This window comes from Gillisia lutea (genome assembly GCF_021568705.1).
Taxonomy (GTDB): domain Bacteria; phylum Bacteroidota; class Bacteroidia; order Flavobacteriales; family Flavobacteriaceae; genus Gillisia; species Gillisia lutea.
In genome coordinates this window covers 70,095-85,633 of the sequence record NZ_JAKGTH010000008.1, presented here as the reverse complement: position 1 = coordinate 85,633, position 15,539 = coordinate 70,095, and the positions used below count along the sequence as shown (strand labels likewise).

General features: G+C 34.9%; 16 protein-coding genes. 3 read left to right on the top strand and 13 right to left on the bottom strand.

The window, feature by feature from the left end:
- Positions 1 to 66 precede the first annotated feature (66 nt).
- The 3 genes from L1I30_RS07545 (at position 67) to L1I30_RS07535 (ending at position 2,698) form a co-directional block, all read left to right on the top strand.
- The gene (locus L1I30_RS07545) at positions 67 to 897 is read left to right on the top strand and encodes a DUF1853 family protein (protein ID WP_236133668.1); all 831 of its coding nucleotides are present in this window, start codon (positions 67 to 69) and stop codon (positions 895 to 897) included.
- A 77-nt stretch (positions 898 to 974) separates the two neighbouring features.
- Positions 975 to 1,868, top strand: a complete 894-nt coding sequence (locus tag L1I30_RS07540) for a cation diffusion facilitator family transporter (RefSeq protein ID WP_236133667.1) — start codon at positions 975 to 977, stop codon at positions 1,866 to 1,868.
- An 89-nt stretch (positions 1,869 to 1,957) separates the two neighbouring features.
- The gene (locus L1I30_RS07535) at positions 1,958 to 2,698 is read left to right on the top strand and encodes an NYN domain-containing protein (protein WP_236133666.1); all 741 of its coding nucleotides are present in this window, start codon (positions 1,958 to 1,960) and stop codon (positions 2,696 to 2,698) included.
- Positions 2,699 to 2,736: 38 nt separating this feature from the next.
- Here L1I30_RS07535 and hisIE read toward each other — a convergent pair whose 3' ends face one another.
- From hisIE to L1I30_RS07470, 13 genes are all read right to left on the bottom strand, one after another.
- A complete protein-coding gene (gene hisIE, locus L1I30_RS07530; protein WP_308444055.1) occupies positions 2,737 to 3,375 on the bottom strand; it encodes a bifunctional phosphoribosyl-AMP cyclohydrolase/phosphoribosyl-ATP diphosphatase HisIE in 639 nt (212 codons plus the stop codon).
- Positions 3,376 to 3,422: 47 nt separating this feature from the next.
- Entirely contained in the window at positions 3,423 to 4,178 is a 756-nt protein-coding gene (gene hisF / locus L1I30_RS07525; RefSeq protein ID WP_236133664.1) for an imidazole glycerol phosphate synthase subunit HisF, read from the bottom strand.
- 26 nt (positions 4,179 to 4,204) lie between these two features.
- Positions 4,205 to 4,942, bottom strand: coding sequence for a 1-(5-phosphoribosyl)-5-[(5-phosphoribosylamino)methylideneamino]imidazole-4-carboxamide isomerase (hisA, locus tag L1I30_RS07520; protein WP_236133663.1), 738 nt, complete (start codon positions 4,940 to 4,942; stop codon positions 4,205 to 4,207).
- 28 nt (positions 4,943 to 4,970) lie between these two features.
- Positions 4,971 to 5,552, bottom strand: a complete 582-nt coding sequence (gene hisH, locus L1I30_RS07515) for an imidazole glycerol phosphate synthase subunit HisH (protein ID WP_236133662.1) — start codon at positions 5,550 to 5,552, stop codon at positions 4,971 to 4,973.
- Positions 5,553 to 5,562: 10 nt separating this feature from the next.
- Positions 5,563 to 6,702 carry a bifunctional histidinol-phosphatase/imidazoleglycerol-phosphate dehydratase HisB gene (gene hisB, locus L1I30_RS07510; protein ID WP_236133661.1) on the bottom strand — a complete coding sequence of 380 codons (1,140 nt, stop codon included), beginning with the start codon at positions 6,700 to 6,702 and terminating at the stop codon, positions 5,563 to 5,565.
- Positions 6,703 to 6,756: 54 nt separating this feature from the next.
- Positions 6,757 to 7,803, bottom strand: coding sequence for a histidinol-phosphate transaminase (hisC, locus tag L1I30_RS07505; protein ID WP_236133660.1), 1,047 nt, complete (start codon positions 7,801 to 7,803; stop codon positions 6,757 to 6,759).
- Between the two features lie 39 nt (positions 7,804 to 7,842).
- Positions 7,843 to 9,126 (bottom strand): histidinol dehydrogenase, encoded by a 1,284-nt coding sequence (hisD, locus tag L1I30_RS07500; protein ID WP_236133659.1) that lies wholly within the window; start codon positions 9,124 to 9,126, stop codon positions 7,843 to 7,845.
- A gap of 11 nt (positions 9,127 to 9,137) precedes the next feature.
- Positions 9,138 to 10,001 carry an ATP phosphoribosyltransferase gene (hisG, locus tag L1I30_RS07495; RefSeq protein WP_236133658.1) on the bottom strand — a complete coding sequence of 288 codons (864 nt, stop codon included), beginning with the start codon at positions 9,999 to 10,001 and terminating at the stop codon, positions 9,138 to 9,140.
- Positions 10,002 to 10,274: 273 nt separating this feature from the next.
- Positions 10,275 to 11,090 (bottom strand): prohibitin family protein, encoded by an 816-nt coding sequence (locus tag L1I30_RS07490; protein WP_236133657.1) that lies wholly within the window; start codon positions 11,088 to 11,090, stop codon positions 10,275 to 10,277.
- A gap of 20 nt (positions 11,091 to 11,110) precedes the next feature.
- Positions 11,111 to 13,012, bottom strand: a complete 1,902-nt coding sequence (locus L1I30_RS07485) for a VWA domain-containing protein (RefSeq protein ID WP_236133656.1) — start codon at positions 13,010 to 13,012, stop codon at positions 11,111 to 11,113.
- 211 nt (positions 13,013 to 13,223) lie between these two features.
- Positions 13,224 to 13,970 (bottom strand): 3-oxoacyl-[acyl-carrier-protein] reductase, encoded by a 747-nt coding sequence (gene fabG / locus L1I30_RS07480; protein WP_236133655.1) that lies wholly within the window; start codon positions 13,968 to 13,970, stop codon positions 13,224 to 13,226.
- A gap of 218 nt (positions 13,971 to 14,188) precedes the next feature.
- On the bottom strand, positions 14,189 to 15,064 hold the full coding sequence (sucD, locus tag L1I30_RS07475) for a succinate--CoA ligase subunit alpha (protein ID WP_236133654.1): 876 nt from the start codon (positions 15,062 to 15,064) through the stop codon (positions 14,189 to 14,191).
- A gap of 60 nt (positions 15,065 to 15,124) precedes the next feature.
- Entirely contained in the window at positions 15,125 to 15,538 is a 414-nt protein-coding gene (locus L1I30_RS07470; RefSeq protein WP_236133653.1) for a nuclear transport factor 2 family protein, read from the bottom strand.
- Between the last annotated feature and the right edge of the window lies 1 nt (position 15,539).

The window sequence follows — 15,539 nt, the reverse complement described above, 5'->3', positions numbered from 1 at the left end:
AATTTGTACTATACAATTCCGGGGCCATATTTCTCAATTATACAATGATTAATAGTTTTTTTATTAATGACTAGATTAGAAAAACAAATTCACGGTTTTTTAAACACTCCAGCATTATGGATAAATAATGATTTTTTTGAGTTTTCACAGTTTCTGTTTTCTTCTAAACCTATTCCCGATAAAGAACAATTAAAAACATTTTTTCCAATTATTACTAAAAGCCCGATTCTTGGAAAAAGAATAGAACTTTTCTTCAGGTTAATTATTCAAAGTCACCCTAATTATAAGTTGTTAGCAGAGAATATACAGATCAATTCACCTGAAAGAACGCTGGGAGAATTAGATTTTATTATAGAAGAATTTCCAAAAAAAAGGATCATTCATTTAGAACTAATGTATAAATTCTACGTGTATGATCCTGAAATAAAAGAGGAAATGGCACGATGGATTGGGCCAAATAAAAAGGATACACTTATAGATAAATTAAACAGAGTTAAATTTCAACAGTTTCCAGTTTTAAAAATCCCTGAAACAAAGAAGCTTTTGGAAACTTTACAAATAGAATTGGATGAGATAGAGCAAGAAGTGTGTTTTAAAGCCAACCTTTTTATACCGGAAGATACTTTGAATTTGAAGTTTCCATATATTAATCCTGAATGTATAGCCGGCTTTTGGATAAAATATAATGAATTTACCCTCTCAAAATATGGAGAACATCAATTTATTACTCCAGAAAAACAGGATTGGATGATGCATCCAAAATATGGGGAGGAATGGGTCGCATATGCACATATGTTATCTACAATATCAGAACTCAATCAAAGGAATAGATCTCCGTTAATATGGATGAAAAAAAGGGATGGGAGTTTCCATCGGTTTTTCATAGTTTGGTGGTAATATTAGAATTAATGAAGTTTTAAGAACAGCTTTTAATAATAGCGTGTAACTTCGCAAGTCTAAATATAATACCCCTCATGAAATCCAATATTGAAAAAGCAATTAGTACCTCTTATCTAAGTATTTTGGGAAATGCTTTATTAGCAATAATTAAAGGAATTGCGGGGGTGTTTGGGAATTCTTATGCACTGATTGCTGATGCTATTGAATCTACCACAGATGTATTCTCATCATTATTAGTATTGTTGGGCTTAAAATATGCAAGCCGGCCGGCAGATGATAATCATCCCTATGGGCATGGAAAAGCCGAGCCTCTTATAACTTTTGCTATTGTTGGTTTTTTAGTAGTATCGGCCACAGTAATAGCTTATGAGAGTATTCAGCATATAAGAACACCCCATAAAGTTCCCAAACCTTATACACTTATAGTTCTTGGAGCGATAGTTATAATAAAAGAAATTTTTTATCGAGTTGTAGCACGAAGAGGTGAACAAACAAAAAGCACGGCATTAAAAGCTGATGCCTGGCATCATAGAAGTGATGCTATTACGTCTTTAATGGCTTTTGTGGGAATTTCTATCGCATTATTCATGGGAAAAGGGTATGAAACAGCCGATGATTGGGCAGCACTTTTCGCATCTGGTTTTATTCTATATAACGCTTACCTGATACTTAGACCTGCATTAGGTGAAGTAATGGATGAACATATGTATGATGATATGATCTTAGATATTAGGGAAGTAGCTGAGCAAGTGGAAGGGGTAAAAGAAACGGAAAAATGCTACGTTCGTAAAACAGGAATGACCTACCATGTAGATCTTCATATAGGGGTAAATTCTGAAATATCTGTTAAGGAAGGACATTTCATAGCACACAAAGTAAAAGATGAACTTCTTGCTAAGATTCCGGAAATTGCTGATGTTCTTATACATGTAGAACCATCAGATGGCTTTCCTATAAATAAAGGATAAATTGAGCCGCTTCAGCAATTACAATTTTAAATAATTATTAGACTGCAATTTTTCAGAAAAAGTTAAATTAGCAATACAACATTAAACTTATGGAAAATAATTTAGCCGTTTTAATTGACGGAGATAATATTCCTTCCGCTTATGTGAAGGAAATGATGGAAGAGATCGCAAAATATGGTAATCCCACTATTAAACGGATTTATGGAGATTGGACCAAGCCACAACTTGGTAAATGGAAAAGTATATTACTGGAAAATGCCATCAATCCAATTCAACAATATGGATATACGCAGGGAAAGAACGCTACAGATTCTGCTATGATCATCGATGCAATGGATATTCTATATTCTGAAAAAGTGGATGGTTTCTGTTTAGTTTCCAGTGACAGTGATTTTACACGACTGGCCACCAGATTGAGAGAAGCAGGTATGAAGGTAATTGGGATTGGAGAAAAGAAAACTCCAGACCCGTTTATAGTAGCCTGTGATAAATTCATCTATATTGAAATTCTTAAAAATGATTCTAAAGAGCAGGAAACAGAAGTTGTAAAAGGCGGGAAACCTTCTACTAAGAAAAATGAAGTAGATAAAATAACCCCGAAAGTTATTAAACTTATTTCTACCACGATATCTGATGTTGCCGATGAAGATGGCTGGGCCTTTTTAGGAGATGTGGGAAGCTTGCTACAAAAAAAACAACCTAATTTCGATTCTAGAAATTACGGGTTTCAAAAACTAACTCCCATGATCAATTCAATCAACAAATTTGAAATAGAATCCAGAGAAAATCAGAATGGTAGATTTAAACTGATTTATGTTAGAAATTTATAATACATAAAAAAAGCGAAGTAAAATTACTTCGCTTTTTTTTATCTAAGCGCCTTATCGTGGCGCTTCTCCAATACTTTTACAATATCCTGTAAACTGAAACCTTTAGCTTTTAAAAGTATCATATAATGAAAGAGCAAATCTGCGCTCTCATTTAAAAATAAGTCATCGTTCGTATCTTTCGCTTCTATTACTGTTTCTATGGCTTCCTCCCCTACTTTTTGAGCAATCTTATTCATGCCATCATCAAATAAAGAAACCACATAACTGGACTCTCCCTGTTTCCTTAGTTCTGGAGCTATCTCACTTTGCTTTTTACGTTGGGTAATAATTCCCTCCAGTTGAGAAAGAAATCCAAAATCCTGAGTGTTATTTTCGCCCCAGCAGGTATCAGAACCTTTGTGACAGGTTGGTCCATGTGGAATAGCCGATATCAACAAAGTATCATTATCACAATCATTTTTAATGGTAACAAGTTCAAGATAATTTCCACTCTCTTCGCCTTTTGTCCAAAGTCGGTTTTTGGTCCTGCTAAAGAAAGTAACTTTCTTCGACTCATTGGTTTTTAAATAAGCCTCTTCATTCATATATCCTAGCATCAAAACATTTTTAGTCTTTGAATCCTGTACGATTACCGGAACCAACCCGTCCTGATTTTTGTTGAAATCTATATTCATTATATTCTCTTTATTTTTACTGTTGCACTTTGTTAATGCGCACTAATTAGTTATAACCGAACTAAAATTCCGTTTCTTCTAAGTTCTTCCTTTAATTCCTTTATTTCTATTTCTTTAAAATGAAAAACGCTCGCTGCAAGAGCCGCGTCTGCTTTTCCTTCTATAAATGTATCACAAAAATGCTGCATATTCCCAGCACCACCAGAAGCAATGATAGGAATATTCACTTCTGAAGATAATCTTGCAATAGCTTCATTTGCAAAACCATTTTTAGTCCCATCGTTATTCATAGAAGTAAAAAGGATCTCTCCAGCACCTCTTTTCTCCACTTCTTTTGCCCAGTTGAATAAATTAAGTTTGGTAGGCACTTTACCTCCCACAAGATGTACGATCCATTCTCCTTCTATCAATTTTGCATCTATAGCCACAGTGATACACTGGCTACCAAATTTAGCAGATAATTCATTGATGAGATCGGGATTTTTTACAGCTGAAGAATTTATAGAAACCTTATCGGCTCCATTTTGAAGAAGTATATCTACATCACCAACAGATGAAATTCCTCCGCCGACAGTAAAAGGGATATTGACCTTTTCGGCAACACGTAAAACTAAATCGGCCAAAGTACGGCGGCGCTCTTCGGTTGCTGAAATATCCAGAAAAACTAATTCATCTGCTCCAAATTTGGCATATATCTCTGCCAGTTCCACCGGATCACCGGCATCTCTAAGGTCAACAAAATTCACACCTTTTACCGTTCTCCCATTCTTAATATCCAAACATGGAATTATTCTTTTGGTCAACATTTTTCTATTGTTTAATTAGAACTGCACTATGCATTCAATATAAAATTTTCTAATTGCTTTAAGCTAATCCTTCCTTCATAGATAGCTTTACCAATTATAGTCCCTTCACAACCTAACTCGGCAAGACTTGGCAGCTCTTCAAAAGTTGAAATTCCGCCGGAAGCTATCAAATTCAATTTCAAATCATTATTTTCAGCCTGTTGAAGAATCTTCTTATAAAGCTCAAAAGAAGGACCTTCCAACATGCCATCTTTGGATATATCAGTACATATTACATACTTTGCTCCTTTTGCTAAATATTCATTAATAAAAGGGATGAGCATCTTTTCAGACTCCTCCTGCCATCCACTGATAGCTACTTTTTCATTATTGGCATCAGCTCCAAGAATGATTTTTTCTTCACCAAATTTATTCAACCAAGATTCAAATATTTCTGGATTCTTTACTGCGATGCTACCGCCGGTAATTTGGTTGGCACCACATTCAAATGCAACTTCCAGGTCTTTATCTGATTTTAAGCCTCCGCCAAAATCTATCTTCAAGTTGGTGTGTGTAGCAATACTTTCAAGTATCTTGTGGTTTACAATATGTTTTGATTTTGCCCCGTCAAGATCGACTAAATGTAAATATTCGATCCCGTGAGCTTCAAATTCTTTAGCAACCTCCAAGGGGTTTTCATTATAGATTTTCTTAGTATTATAATCTCCTTTAGAAAGTCGAACACACTTTCCTTCTATAATATCTATGGCAGGTATAATTCTCATGTAAATTTCTTTATTATTCTATGGCTAATTATAGTTCTAAAAAATTCTTTAAAATTCTTTCTCCGGTAGTACTACTTTTTTCCGGGTGGAATTGAACGCCATAAAAATTATCTTTTTTGATGGCAGTAGTATATTCAACTCCATAATTGGAATGCGCAATTGTTTCAGCACATTCTGGTACATAATAACTGTGTACCAGATATACATAATCTTTATTTTTAACACCGCTAAAAAGGTCAGACTCTAAATTTGTGATTTGATTCCACCCTATTTGTGGGACTTTCACCGTATTATTGAACCTAATTACATTGGCATGAAAAATACCCAACCCCGAGGTGTCCCCTTCTTCACTGTGAGAACACATCAATTGCATCCCCAAACAAATACCCAATACAGGCTGTGTTAATTTTGGAATAAGCGTATGTAAACCCGAAGCCTTCAACATCTTCATAGCGCTACTTGCTTCTCCCACCCCAGGAAATATAACTTTATCGGCTTGTTCAATTTCCTTGGGGTCATTACTCAAAACTGCTTTATAACCCAAGCGTTGAATAGCAAATTTGATGCTTTGAATATTACCGGCTCCATAATCTATAATTACAATCTTCATATTTTATATTCTATAGCATTCCCTTTGTTGAAGGTAAAATCATTTTTTCTACATCCCTTTTAACTGCCATTTTTATCGCTTTAGCGAAAGCTTTAAAAATAGCTTCAATCTTGTGATGTTCATTTACGCCTTCGGCTTTAATATTTAAATTAGCTTTTGCACCATCCGAGAAGGATTTGAAGAAATGTAAGAACATCTCTGTAGGCATTTTACCAATCATTTCTCGTTTGAAATCTGCTTCCCAAACCAACCAATTTCTACCACCAAAATCGATAGCTACCTGTGCTAAGCAATCGTCCATAGGCAGACAGAAGCCATATCGTTCTATACCTAATTTATTGCCTAATGCCTTATTGAATACTTCTCCTAAGGCTATGGCTGTATCTTCTATGGTATGATGTTCATCTACCTCAAGATCCCCCTTTACTTCTATTTCTAGATCCATTTGTCCGTGTCGTGAGAGCTGATCCAGCATATGATCGAAAAATTCGATTCCGGTAGAGATCTTCGAGTTCCCCGTGCCATCTAAATTCAATTTTATTGATATGTCGGTTTCATTGGTCTTTCTAATAATTTCTGATGAGCGGTCCTTCAGTTTTAAGAATTCATAGATTTTTTCCCAACTATCTGTTTTAATACCTATTGATTTTTCTATTTCTGATGTATTATTTTTAAGTTCATCGCTGCCTAAATCAACATGGGTGTCTATAAAGATCCCTGTTCCCCCAAAATTATAAGCGAACTCCATATCTGTCATCCTATCTCCTATCATAAATGAATTTGAAAGATCATATTCTGGATTATTAAGGTAGGTTTCCCGTAGCAGGCCTGTATTTGGCTTTCTGGTAGGAGAATTATCTTTTGCAAAAGTTCTGTCCATTAGTATATCGGAAAATGAAACCCCTTCATTTTCAAATGTTTTCAACATAAAGTTTTGAATAGGCCAGAACTTTTCCTCTGGGTAAGCTGTAGTACCTAATCCATCCTGATTGGTTACCAACACTAGTTCATAATCCAATTCTTTGGCAATTTTAGAAAGGAAATAAAGGGCCTGAGGATAGAATTCCAGTTTTTCCAAACTATCTACCTGATAATCTTCAGGTTCGTGGATTAGGGTTCCGTCTCTGTCTATAAATAACACTTTTTTCATGATTCAATTCTTATATTTCCGAGTCTAATAAACTCGAACTATGATTTTATAATATTATAAACTTTTCAAAGCATCTATTAATGCTGTATTCTCCTCTCTCGCACCAACTGTAAATCTTAAAGTATTCTCACACAGCGGTTGGTTCGTTCTATTTCTTATTACTACACCTTTTTCGAGTAATTGTTTATAACGCAGATTTGCATCATCAACTTTTACCAATAAAAAATTAGCGTCTGATTCATATATTTTAGAAATGAATTTTACTTGAAGTAAAACTTTACATAACTTATCTCTTTCATTCAGTATATCAGAAATTTCCAAATTAACTTCATTAATATTTTCAAGCCTTTTATATGCTTTTCTCTGAGTAAGCTCATTTACATTATACGGAGGTTTAATCCTGTTTAAAATCCTAATAATCTCTTCAGAGGCATAACATATACCTAACCTTATACCCGCCATTCCGTAAGCCTTAGAAAGCGTTTGTGTGACGATTAAATTAGGAAAATCCTTTAGCATTTTGCTCCAGCTTTCTTCCTTAGAAAAATCAATATACGCTTCGTCTATCACCACTATTCCTTTAAAATTATTCAGAATTTTAAAGATGATATCTTTTTGAAATGAATTTCCCGTTGGATTATTAGGAGAGCATAAAAAAATCAATTTTGTATTCTTATCGACCTTTTTAAAAATTTCAGGAACATTTGGTTGAAAATTCTCTGTTAGAAAGACTTCTCTGCTTTCTATATTATTAATATCAGCCAATACCTGATACATCCCATAGGTAGGCGGTAAACTTATGATATTATCCTCCCCTGGCTCACAAAAAGCTCGGTAGATTAGATCCAGAACTTCGTCACTCCCGTTACCTAACAGAATATTCTCAGTAGATATTCCTTTAACTTCTCCTAAACGCTGTTTTAAATTTCGCTGCTGCGGATCGGGATAACGATTTACTCCATTTTCAAAAGGATTCTCATTAGCATCCAGAAAAACCATTTTTGATCCATTAGAAGTATATTCGTCTCTAGCAGAAGAGTATGGCTTCAATTTAGCCACATTTGCCCTAACCAGATTATTTATATTGAAAATTGTATTCATAAACTGTCTCTTGGAATGATACCGATTTTTAATCTGGTATTATTTTAATTCTTTTAATCTTAGTGTTACTGCATTTTTATGTGCCTGTAAACCTTCGGCTTCCGCCATGATCTCTATAGAAGGTCCAATATTCTTTATTCCTTCTTTAGATATCTTCTGAAAGGTCATACTCTTTAGAAAACTATCTAAATTAACACCGCTATATTGCTTGGAATAGCCATTTGTTGGAAGAGTGTGATTGGTTCCAGAAGCATAGTCTCCGGCACTTTCCGGTGTGTAATTTCCAATGAATACAGAACCTGCATTCATTATTCCATTTACATATAACTCTTCATTCTTTGAACAAATAATGAAATGCTCCGGACCGTATTCATTGATCAGCTCTAGAGCTGCTTTATCATTATCTACATAGATCATTTTTGAATTGGCCACAGATCTTTCAGCTAACTCCTTACGTGGAAGTACCTGTAGTTGCTTCTCTAATTCTATTTCTACTAGGGCAAGAAGATTCTTGGACGTTGATACTAGAATTACTTGGCTATCAGCCCCGTGCTCTGCCTGGCTTAATAAATCGGAAGCTACAAACGCTGGAATCGCTGTATCATCGGCTACTACAAGTAATTCAGAAGGACCGGCAGGCATGTCTATAGCGACATTTTGTTTGGTAGCCAACTGTTTTGCTACCGTAACAAACTGATTTCCAGGACCAAATATCTTATAAACTCCGGGTACACTTTCTGTACCGAAAGTCATAGCGCCAATAGCCTGAATTCCACCTATTTTAAAGATCTTATCCACACCACATAATGCTGCGGTATACAAGATGACAGGGTTAATTTTCCCTGTTTTATCTGGAGGAGTACATAAAATGACTTCACGGCATCCGGCCAAATTTGCGGGTGTGGCTAACATTAAAATTGTTGAAAATAAAGGAGCACTTCCTCCGGGGATATATAATCCAACTTTTTGAATAGGTCGTTTTTCCTGCCAACAGTCAACTCCGGAAGTAGTTGATAGCTTTATTTTTTCTGTGCGTTGAGCAGCGTGAAATTTTTCAATGTTAGATTTTGCTAAAGAAATAGCCTCTTTCAATTCTTCGGAAACCTGTTTTTTAGCCTCTGAAATTTCAACAGATGAAACCTGAAAATTTGTTAATTTTACTCCATCGAATAAATCGGTATATTTTGCAACTGCTTCGTCTCCTTTGTTTTTTATTTCAGAAAAAACAGCATTAACAGTCGCCTCTATATCATCAACGGTCTGAGTAGGTCTTTTTAAAATGGCCTCCCAATCTTTTCTTTCGGGATTAAATATCTTATTCATATCAATTGTGTTTAGATAACCATTTTTTCTATAGGTGCCACTAAAATTCCTTCTGCTCCAAGTTGTTTTAGTTCATTAATAACTTCCCAAAATTTTTCTTCATTTATCACCGTGTGAATAGAACTCCAACCTTCTTCATATAATGGCAATACTGTAGGACTTCTCATTCCCGGTAAAAGATTGATTATCTTCTCCAAATTATCATTAGGGGCATTCAATAAAATATATTTCGAGGTACGGGCATTGAGAACCGATTTCATACGGAATTGTAGATCTTCCAAAATAGCTTTTCTTTCAGCGTTAATAAGCGGGGAAACCGCCAGTACCGCTTCACTCTTCAGCATCACCTCCACTTCCTTCAAATTGTTTTTAAAAAGCGTACTCCCGCTAGAAACTATATCGCAAATAGCATCAGCCAGACCGATATTGGGAGCAATTTCTACAGATCCATTAATTATGTGTAAATCAGCTTTAATTCCTTTTTTCTTCAAAAAAGCATTCAAAGTATTCGGATATGAAGTAGCTATTCGTTTTCCATCCAGATCCTGAATTCCATTATATTTTACAGATTTAGGCACAGCAAGGGAAACGCGGCATTTTGAAAACCCGAATTTCTCTGCCTGGATGATATCTTCCCCTTTTTCAACTAACACGTTTTCACCCAGGATTGCAATATCTACAACGCCATCTCTCAAATATTGAGGGATATCACCATTTCGTAAATACAGGACTTCTAAAGGAAAGTTTCGTGCAGTAGCTTTAAGCTGATCTTTTCCATTATCTATAGAAATTCCGGAATCCTTTAAAATCTTCAAGGAATCTTCATTTAACCTTCCGGCTTTTTGAATGGCTATTCTTAATTTTTGTTTACTCATAATCTTTCATTTTAAGGTTAAGAAACCTATTTTATTAAGTTTAATTAGTGGTGAGTAACAACAAAAGGGAATAAAAAAAACCCGTTTGATGTTCTCAAACGGGTTTTTAAAATATGTAAAATTATTACATATCACATTCACCTCGCCTGAGCGCAGTTATGAACATGATGATGATGTAATTGATTTTTTCTCATTATGAAGGCAAATCTAAGTATTTTTTTTTGATAGCAAAATACGTTTACACAAATTTATGATTATTTGAAAGATCAAGACTTAATTGTTACCAAGTATTAAAGGCATTCCGTCATCTCCAGATCCTATAACAACCACTTTAGCATTAGGAGATTTGGCCAATTCTAAAGTAGCCTGAATCCCTTTTTCCTTTAAGATCTTGTCATTTAACGATTCACTCAAAATACGGTTAGCAGTAGCCTTACCTTCCGCATCAATTTTCTGGCGTTGTGCCTCCTGCTCTGCTTTTGTAAGTCTAAATTCATACTCTAAAGATTCTTGCTCCTGGCGTAATTTTCGTTCTATGGCCTCTTTAATATTTACCGGTAGCGAAACATCTCTCACTAAAACCTCATTAACCTGAACGTATTGATCTTTTAAAAGAATTTTAGTTTCATCTAAAATTTCTCTTTGTATAGCTTCTCTTTTACTAGCATATAATTGCTCAGGAATATAGCGACCTACCACCGCCCTTGCAGCTGAACGAACAGCAGGTTGAAGCACACGAGTAACATAATTTTCACCTTTTTCCTGATGCAACGCACCTAATTTTTCGAAAGACGGTTCGTACCAAACTGACACATCCAGTTTTATCTCTAAACCATTGGATGATAATACTTGCATATTTTCTTCTAATGCCTGTTGACGCACTTCATAAACAAAAACCTTATTCCATGGTGCAACCACATGAAAACCTTCTCCTAATGGTGGTTCATCTGTTACTACTCCGTTTCCAAAGGTTTTATACAATACCCCGGCTTCTCCAGATTCAATGGTAATTGTAGATTTTGCAATTAAAATGATTAAAATAACGATCAAAATTAAAATTGGTAAGCCAATTTTAGGTAATTTATCCATAAAAATATTTTTAAAAATTATTAAATTAAACCGAAATATTTTCTCGTAAACCACTCAGCACTAAGGCTTAGGATAAGCAAGCCAAGCAATATTTTCCAGTCGATTAAAGATACTGTTTTTTGCCGGCTTTTTTGTACTGTTACGTACTGTTTATCCAGCATTAGCTCATTTTTAAGTGTCTTGTAATCTTTTAAAAAAAATACTTTCTGATTATTTACTTGCGCTAAACTTTGCATTTTGTCCCAATTGGCAGTTATTCGTTGTTCCTCCGCATTATACTCAACAACGGTAAAGGCACCCTTGCGTATTATTCCTGATGACTTCTCATGAATTTGAAAATTATATTCCCCCGGAGAAAGATTCTCAAATTGAGATTTATAATAATTGCTATTACTAATCATTTGAGCCTCGATTTTTTCCTCAGAATTGGAGTTTACCATGTTTATAAATAACTGAGCACCCTCAGCAAACTGAAAGTTTTTATCAAAATACTGAGCTGTAATACTTACTGGTTCATTCTGTTTGTAAAAAGAAGAAACTTCATAGCTTAATCGCTCTTTCTTTGTGCTTGAAGACAGATATTGAACTAATTTCCCCAGGAAAGTATCAAAATCTTCAAACGTTTTTGACAACATAAAGGATTGAGCTCTCCATTTCCATATATTTTGACCTGTGAGCACTGCATGCCGCGACTCTCCAAGTTCATAGGTAGCCAAAAGAGGAAGATTTTGTGGTACTTCTTTGTTCTTTACAAATAACAAAGTCTCTAATTTAGTTCCATCTACTGTTACCATCTCTGTATTACTTTCCAAAGGCGGAAATTTATCAAACTGAATATTTTCAAACTGAAAAGGAGTATAGGCATCATTATATTGTGGCAAAACCTCTTTCATCAATCTACTGGACCTACCTCTTAAAACAAAATCCATTTTATTTAAAGAGTTCCAGTTAGAAAACCCACCGGTTATTACAAAAGTATTAAGTTGTAATTTCTTAATTTCAGAAAAAACAGAGGTAAAGCTTTCATTTGGGTTGTATATTATAATTAATTGAAAATCAGATAACTTAATATTTTTAATATCATCTATATAAGCTATTTTAACTTTTCTCTGCTTGTTCGATTCAATAGATTCCTTCAAAGCTCCTATATCAGGATGTAATATTGATGAAACAAGAAGAACCTCGCTGGTCTCGTCTATTACTTCCACCGCAAATTGTTCAGAATTATTAAAATGATTTTTTTCTCCTTTTACAGAATCCAGCTGCACTGTATAAATTTGAGTACCAACTCTAATAGCTGAAAGAAGCAAATTGATTCTTTTTGAATTTTCAGCTTGATTAAGTTTAAAAGATTGCGTTGCGACAATTTTACCAGCTGATACAATTTTTATATTGGTGGTTATTGGCCGATTGCCTTTATAATTCACTATAAGCTCTACGGGAAATTGATTTCCTTTGAAAGCATATTTATTGACATTAACCTGATTTATATAGACATCTGTACCAGATATAGTGTCTCCCACTATGATGGGTAAAATTGATGAATTTGCATTCATTGAGAAATACTGATAATCCTCACCAAAATTTTGATTACCATCAGACACTAAAACGGTGGCACCTGTTGTTTCTTTGTTAAGTTGATCTACCGCCTTTAATGAGGAAAAAATATCAGTTTGCTGTCCGACAAAACTCAGGGAATCTATGTTGAGAGCAGATAATCCTTCACTAAACCCATAGAAATTCACATCAAATTTATTTATTAAATCTGCTTCATTTGAGATGTTTTTCAGAAATTCTTGAACACTATCAGTTTTTTTTAAATGATGTATGGAAGCTGACTGATCTACTAAGATGTTCAGCTTAGGTTTTTCTTCAATTAACTGTTGCTGTTGAATATCAGGGTTTATTAGCAGTAGTAGCAAGACAAAAATGCTTGTAAACCGAAATGCAGCTAAAAAATATGATCTCAGGTTATAATTTATGTCTGACTTGAAGTAGCTAAAAAAAGCAAACCCTAACGCAAAGAATGCAGCTAGGGTTATAAATATAATAGTCTTTAATGACATGTTTCAGAAATACGGATTACAGGGATAGAAGTTATAAATAAAATCAATCATCCGGTACTATTTTCTATTAAGTTAACATCCCACCATTAACCTGTAAAACCTGACCTGTTACATAAGAACTCAAGTCGCTTCCTAAGAAAACACATGCGTTTGCAATATCTTCTGGAGTTCCTCCTCGTTTTAACGGAATAGAATCTCTCCATCCCTGAACAGTTTTTTCATCCAATTTATTTGTCATTTCAGTTTCAATGAAACCGGGAGCAATTACATTGGTTCTAATATTCCTTGATCCAAGTTCTAAAGCCATAGATTTAGAAAAACCAATAATACCAGCTTTAGAAGCAGCATAGTTTGCTTGTCCGGCGTTACCTTTCACACCCACCACAGAACTCATGTTTATAATACTACCACTTCGCTGCTTTAACATAGTACGTTGAATCGCCTTTGTCATATTGAAGACCGACTTAAGGTTCACTTCGATTACCTGGTCGAAATCTTCTTCACTCATTCTCATTAGAAGATTATCTTTGGTTATTCCGGCATTGTTCACTAAAATGTCAATCTGCCCAAAATCGGCAACCACATCTTTTATAAGCTTTTCAGCCTCCTCAAAATTTGCTGCGTTCGATTGATATCCTTTTGCCTTCACTCCTAGTTCGGTTAATTCTGCCTCCAGTGCATCGGCTGCTGCTACAGAAGATGCATATGTAAAAGCTACGTTAGCACCGTGCTTTGCAAAAACTTCAGCTATACCTTTACCTATTCCACGGCTTCCACCGGTAATAATGGCATTTTTCCCTTCTAATAATTTCATATAATTGTTTTTTTAATAATTGATCTGCTTTTAATTTTTAAAACACTTACGTTACTTAATGCAAATGCTTGCGCCAAAGCAAACAGCGGTAAACCACTTCAGTATTTTATAATTTCTGTTCAAATATAACAAAAGCAAAAAGTAATAAAATAAAAAATCCTCTTGAAATAACCCCAAAACAGGGAATCAAGAGGATTAAATATTAGTATATGCTTGTCTTAACCTCTAAGAACTTCAGCAACTTTTTTACCAATTTCAGCAGGAGAATCTACTACATGAATTCCATTCTCTTTTAGAATAGCTTTCTTAGCTTGTGCAGTATCTTCACTTCCACCTACAATAGCTCCGGCGTGTCCCATGGTACGACCTGCTGGTGCAGTTTCACCGGCAATAAAACCAATAACTGGTTTTTTGTTACCGTTTTCCTTCACCCATCTTGCAGCATCTGCCTCTAACTGTCCGCCAATCTCACCAATCATAACGATACATTCTGTTTCGTCATCATTCATAAGTAATTCTACAGCTTCTTTTGTAGTAGTTCCAATAATTGGATCTCCACCAATACCAATTGCTGTAGTAATACCTAGACCTTGTTTTACAACCTGATCTGCAGCCTCATAAGTTAAAGTTCCAGATTTTGAAACAATACCAACTTTACCTTTCTTAAAAACGAAACCTGGCATGATACCAACTTTAGCCTCTCCGGGAGTTATCACTCCAGGGCAGTTAGGACCTATTAAACGACACTTCTTATCTTTAATATAATTAGTAACTTTAATCATATCTGCTACGGGAATACCTTCAGTAATAGTAATAATTACTCCTATTCCAGCATCTGCGGATTCCATAATTGCATCGGCAGCAAAAGCTGGCGGTACAAAGATTATGGAAACATCGGCTCCGGTTTCTTTCACAGCATCAGAAACTGTATTAAACACAGGCTTATCCAAGTGAGTTTGCCCTCCTTTTCCAGGAGTAACACCACCTACTACATTGGTACCGTATTCTATCATTTGTTGAGCATGAAATGTACCTTCACTTCCGGTAAATCCCTGTACTATTATTTTTGAATCTTTATTGACTAAAACACTCATAGTTGTTATTGATTTTTGCGCTACAAAAGTATGTTTTTATATATAAACCTTAAAGGCTTTTTAAAATTTTGTTCTTAGAAAAGAACTCATATTCTCCGGACTTTCATCTGCAGGCTGACTAATTTGATATCCTTTGTACAATTTACCATCTTTAATCTCCCAAATCGCAATAAAATGGGCCATTGGAATTTCCTCATCAGGATTTTCAATAGTTCTAATATGATATGTAAAACGAATGGTTATTTCCTCCTTATCCTTTAAAAGATGACTTATTTCAGCTCTCATTGAATCAAAAGATTTAGACATTCCTGTGCTCATCTTTAGAATATCGGAATAATTCATCTTATTGAAGCCGGCGCTACTATTCCAAAAAAGCTCGGCATCCGGATGAAGATAATTCTTTATCTCGTCAGGGTTTTTGTAAAAATTGGACGTATAAAACTCTTCGACTAATTTTCTCTTGGTCAAGCTCATA

What these genes read in the sequence shown, in the direction of transcription:
- L1I30_RS07545 (WP_236133668.1), top strand. Translation starts at nt 67, where the DNA reads ATGACTAGATTAGAAAAACAAATTCACGGTTTTTTAAACACTCCAGCA.
- L1I30_RS07540 (WP_236133667.1), top strand. Translation starts at nt 975, where the DNA reads ATGAAATCCAATATTGAAAAAGCAATTAGTACCTCTTATCTAAGTATT.
- L1I30_RS07535 (WP_236133666.1), top strand. Translation starts at nt 1,958, where the DNA reads ATGGAAAATAATTTAGCCGTTTTAATTGACGGAGATAATATTCCTTCC.
- hisF (WP_236133664.1), bottom strand. Translation starts at nt 4,178, where the DNA reads ATGTTGACCAAAAGAATAATTCCATGTTTGGATATTAAGAATGGGAGA.
- hisA (WP_236133663.1), bottom strand. Translation starts at nt 4,942, where the DNA reads ATGAGAATTATACCTGCCATAGATATTATAGAAGGAAAGTGTGTTCGA.
- hisH (WP_236133662.1), bottom strand. Translation starts at nt 5,552, where the DNA reads ATGAAGATTGTAATTATAGATTATGGAGCCGGTAATATTCAAAGCATC.
- hisB (WP_236133661.1), bottom strand. Translation starts at nt 6,702, where the DNA reads ATGAAAAAAGTGTTATTTATAGACAGAGACGGAACCCTAATCCACGAA.
- hisC (WP_236133660.1), bottom strand. Translation starts at nt 7,803, where the DNA reads ATGAATACAATTTTCAATATAAATAATCTGGTTAGGGCAAATGTGGCT.
- hisD (WP_236133659.1), bottom strand. Translation starts at nt 9,126, where the DNA reads ATGAATAAGATATTTAATCCCGAAAGAAAAGATTGGGAGGCCATTTTA.
- hisG (WP_236133658.1), bottom strand. Translation starts at nt 10,001, where the DNA reads ATGAGTAAACAAAAATTAAGAATAGCCATTCAAAAAGCCGGAAGGTTA.
- L1I30_RS07490 (WP_236133657.1), bottom strand. Translation starts at nt 11,090, where the DNA reads ATGGATAAATTACCTAAAATTGGCTTACCAATTTTAATTTTGATCGTT.
- fabG (WP_236133655.1), bottom strand. Translation starts at nt 13,970, where the DNA reads ATGAAATTATTAGAAGGGAAAAATGCCATTATTACCGGTGGAAGCCGT.
- sucD (WP_236133654.1), bottom strand. Translation starts at nt 15,064, where the DNA reads ATGAGTGTTTTAGTCAATAAAGATTCAAAAATAATAGTACAGGGATTT.
- L1I30_RS07470 (WP_236133653.1), bottom strand. Translation starts at nt 15,538, where the DNA reads ATGAGCTTGACCAAGAGAAAATTAGTCGAAGAGTTTTATACGTCCAAT.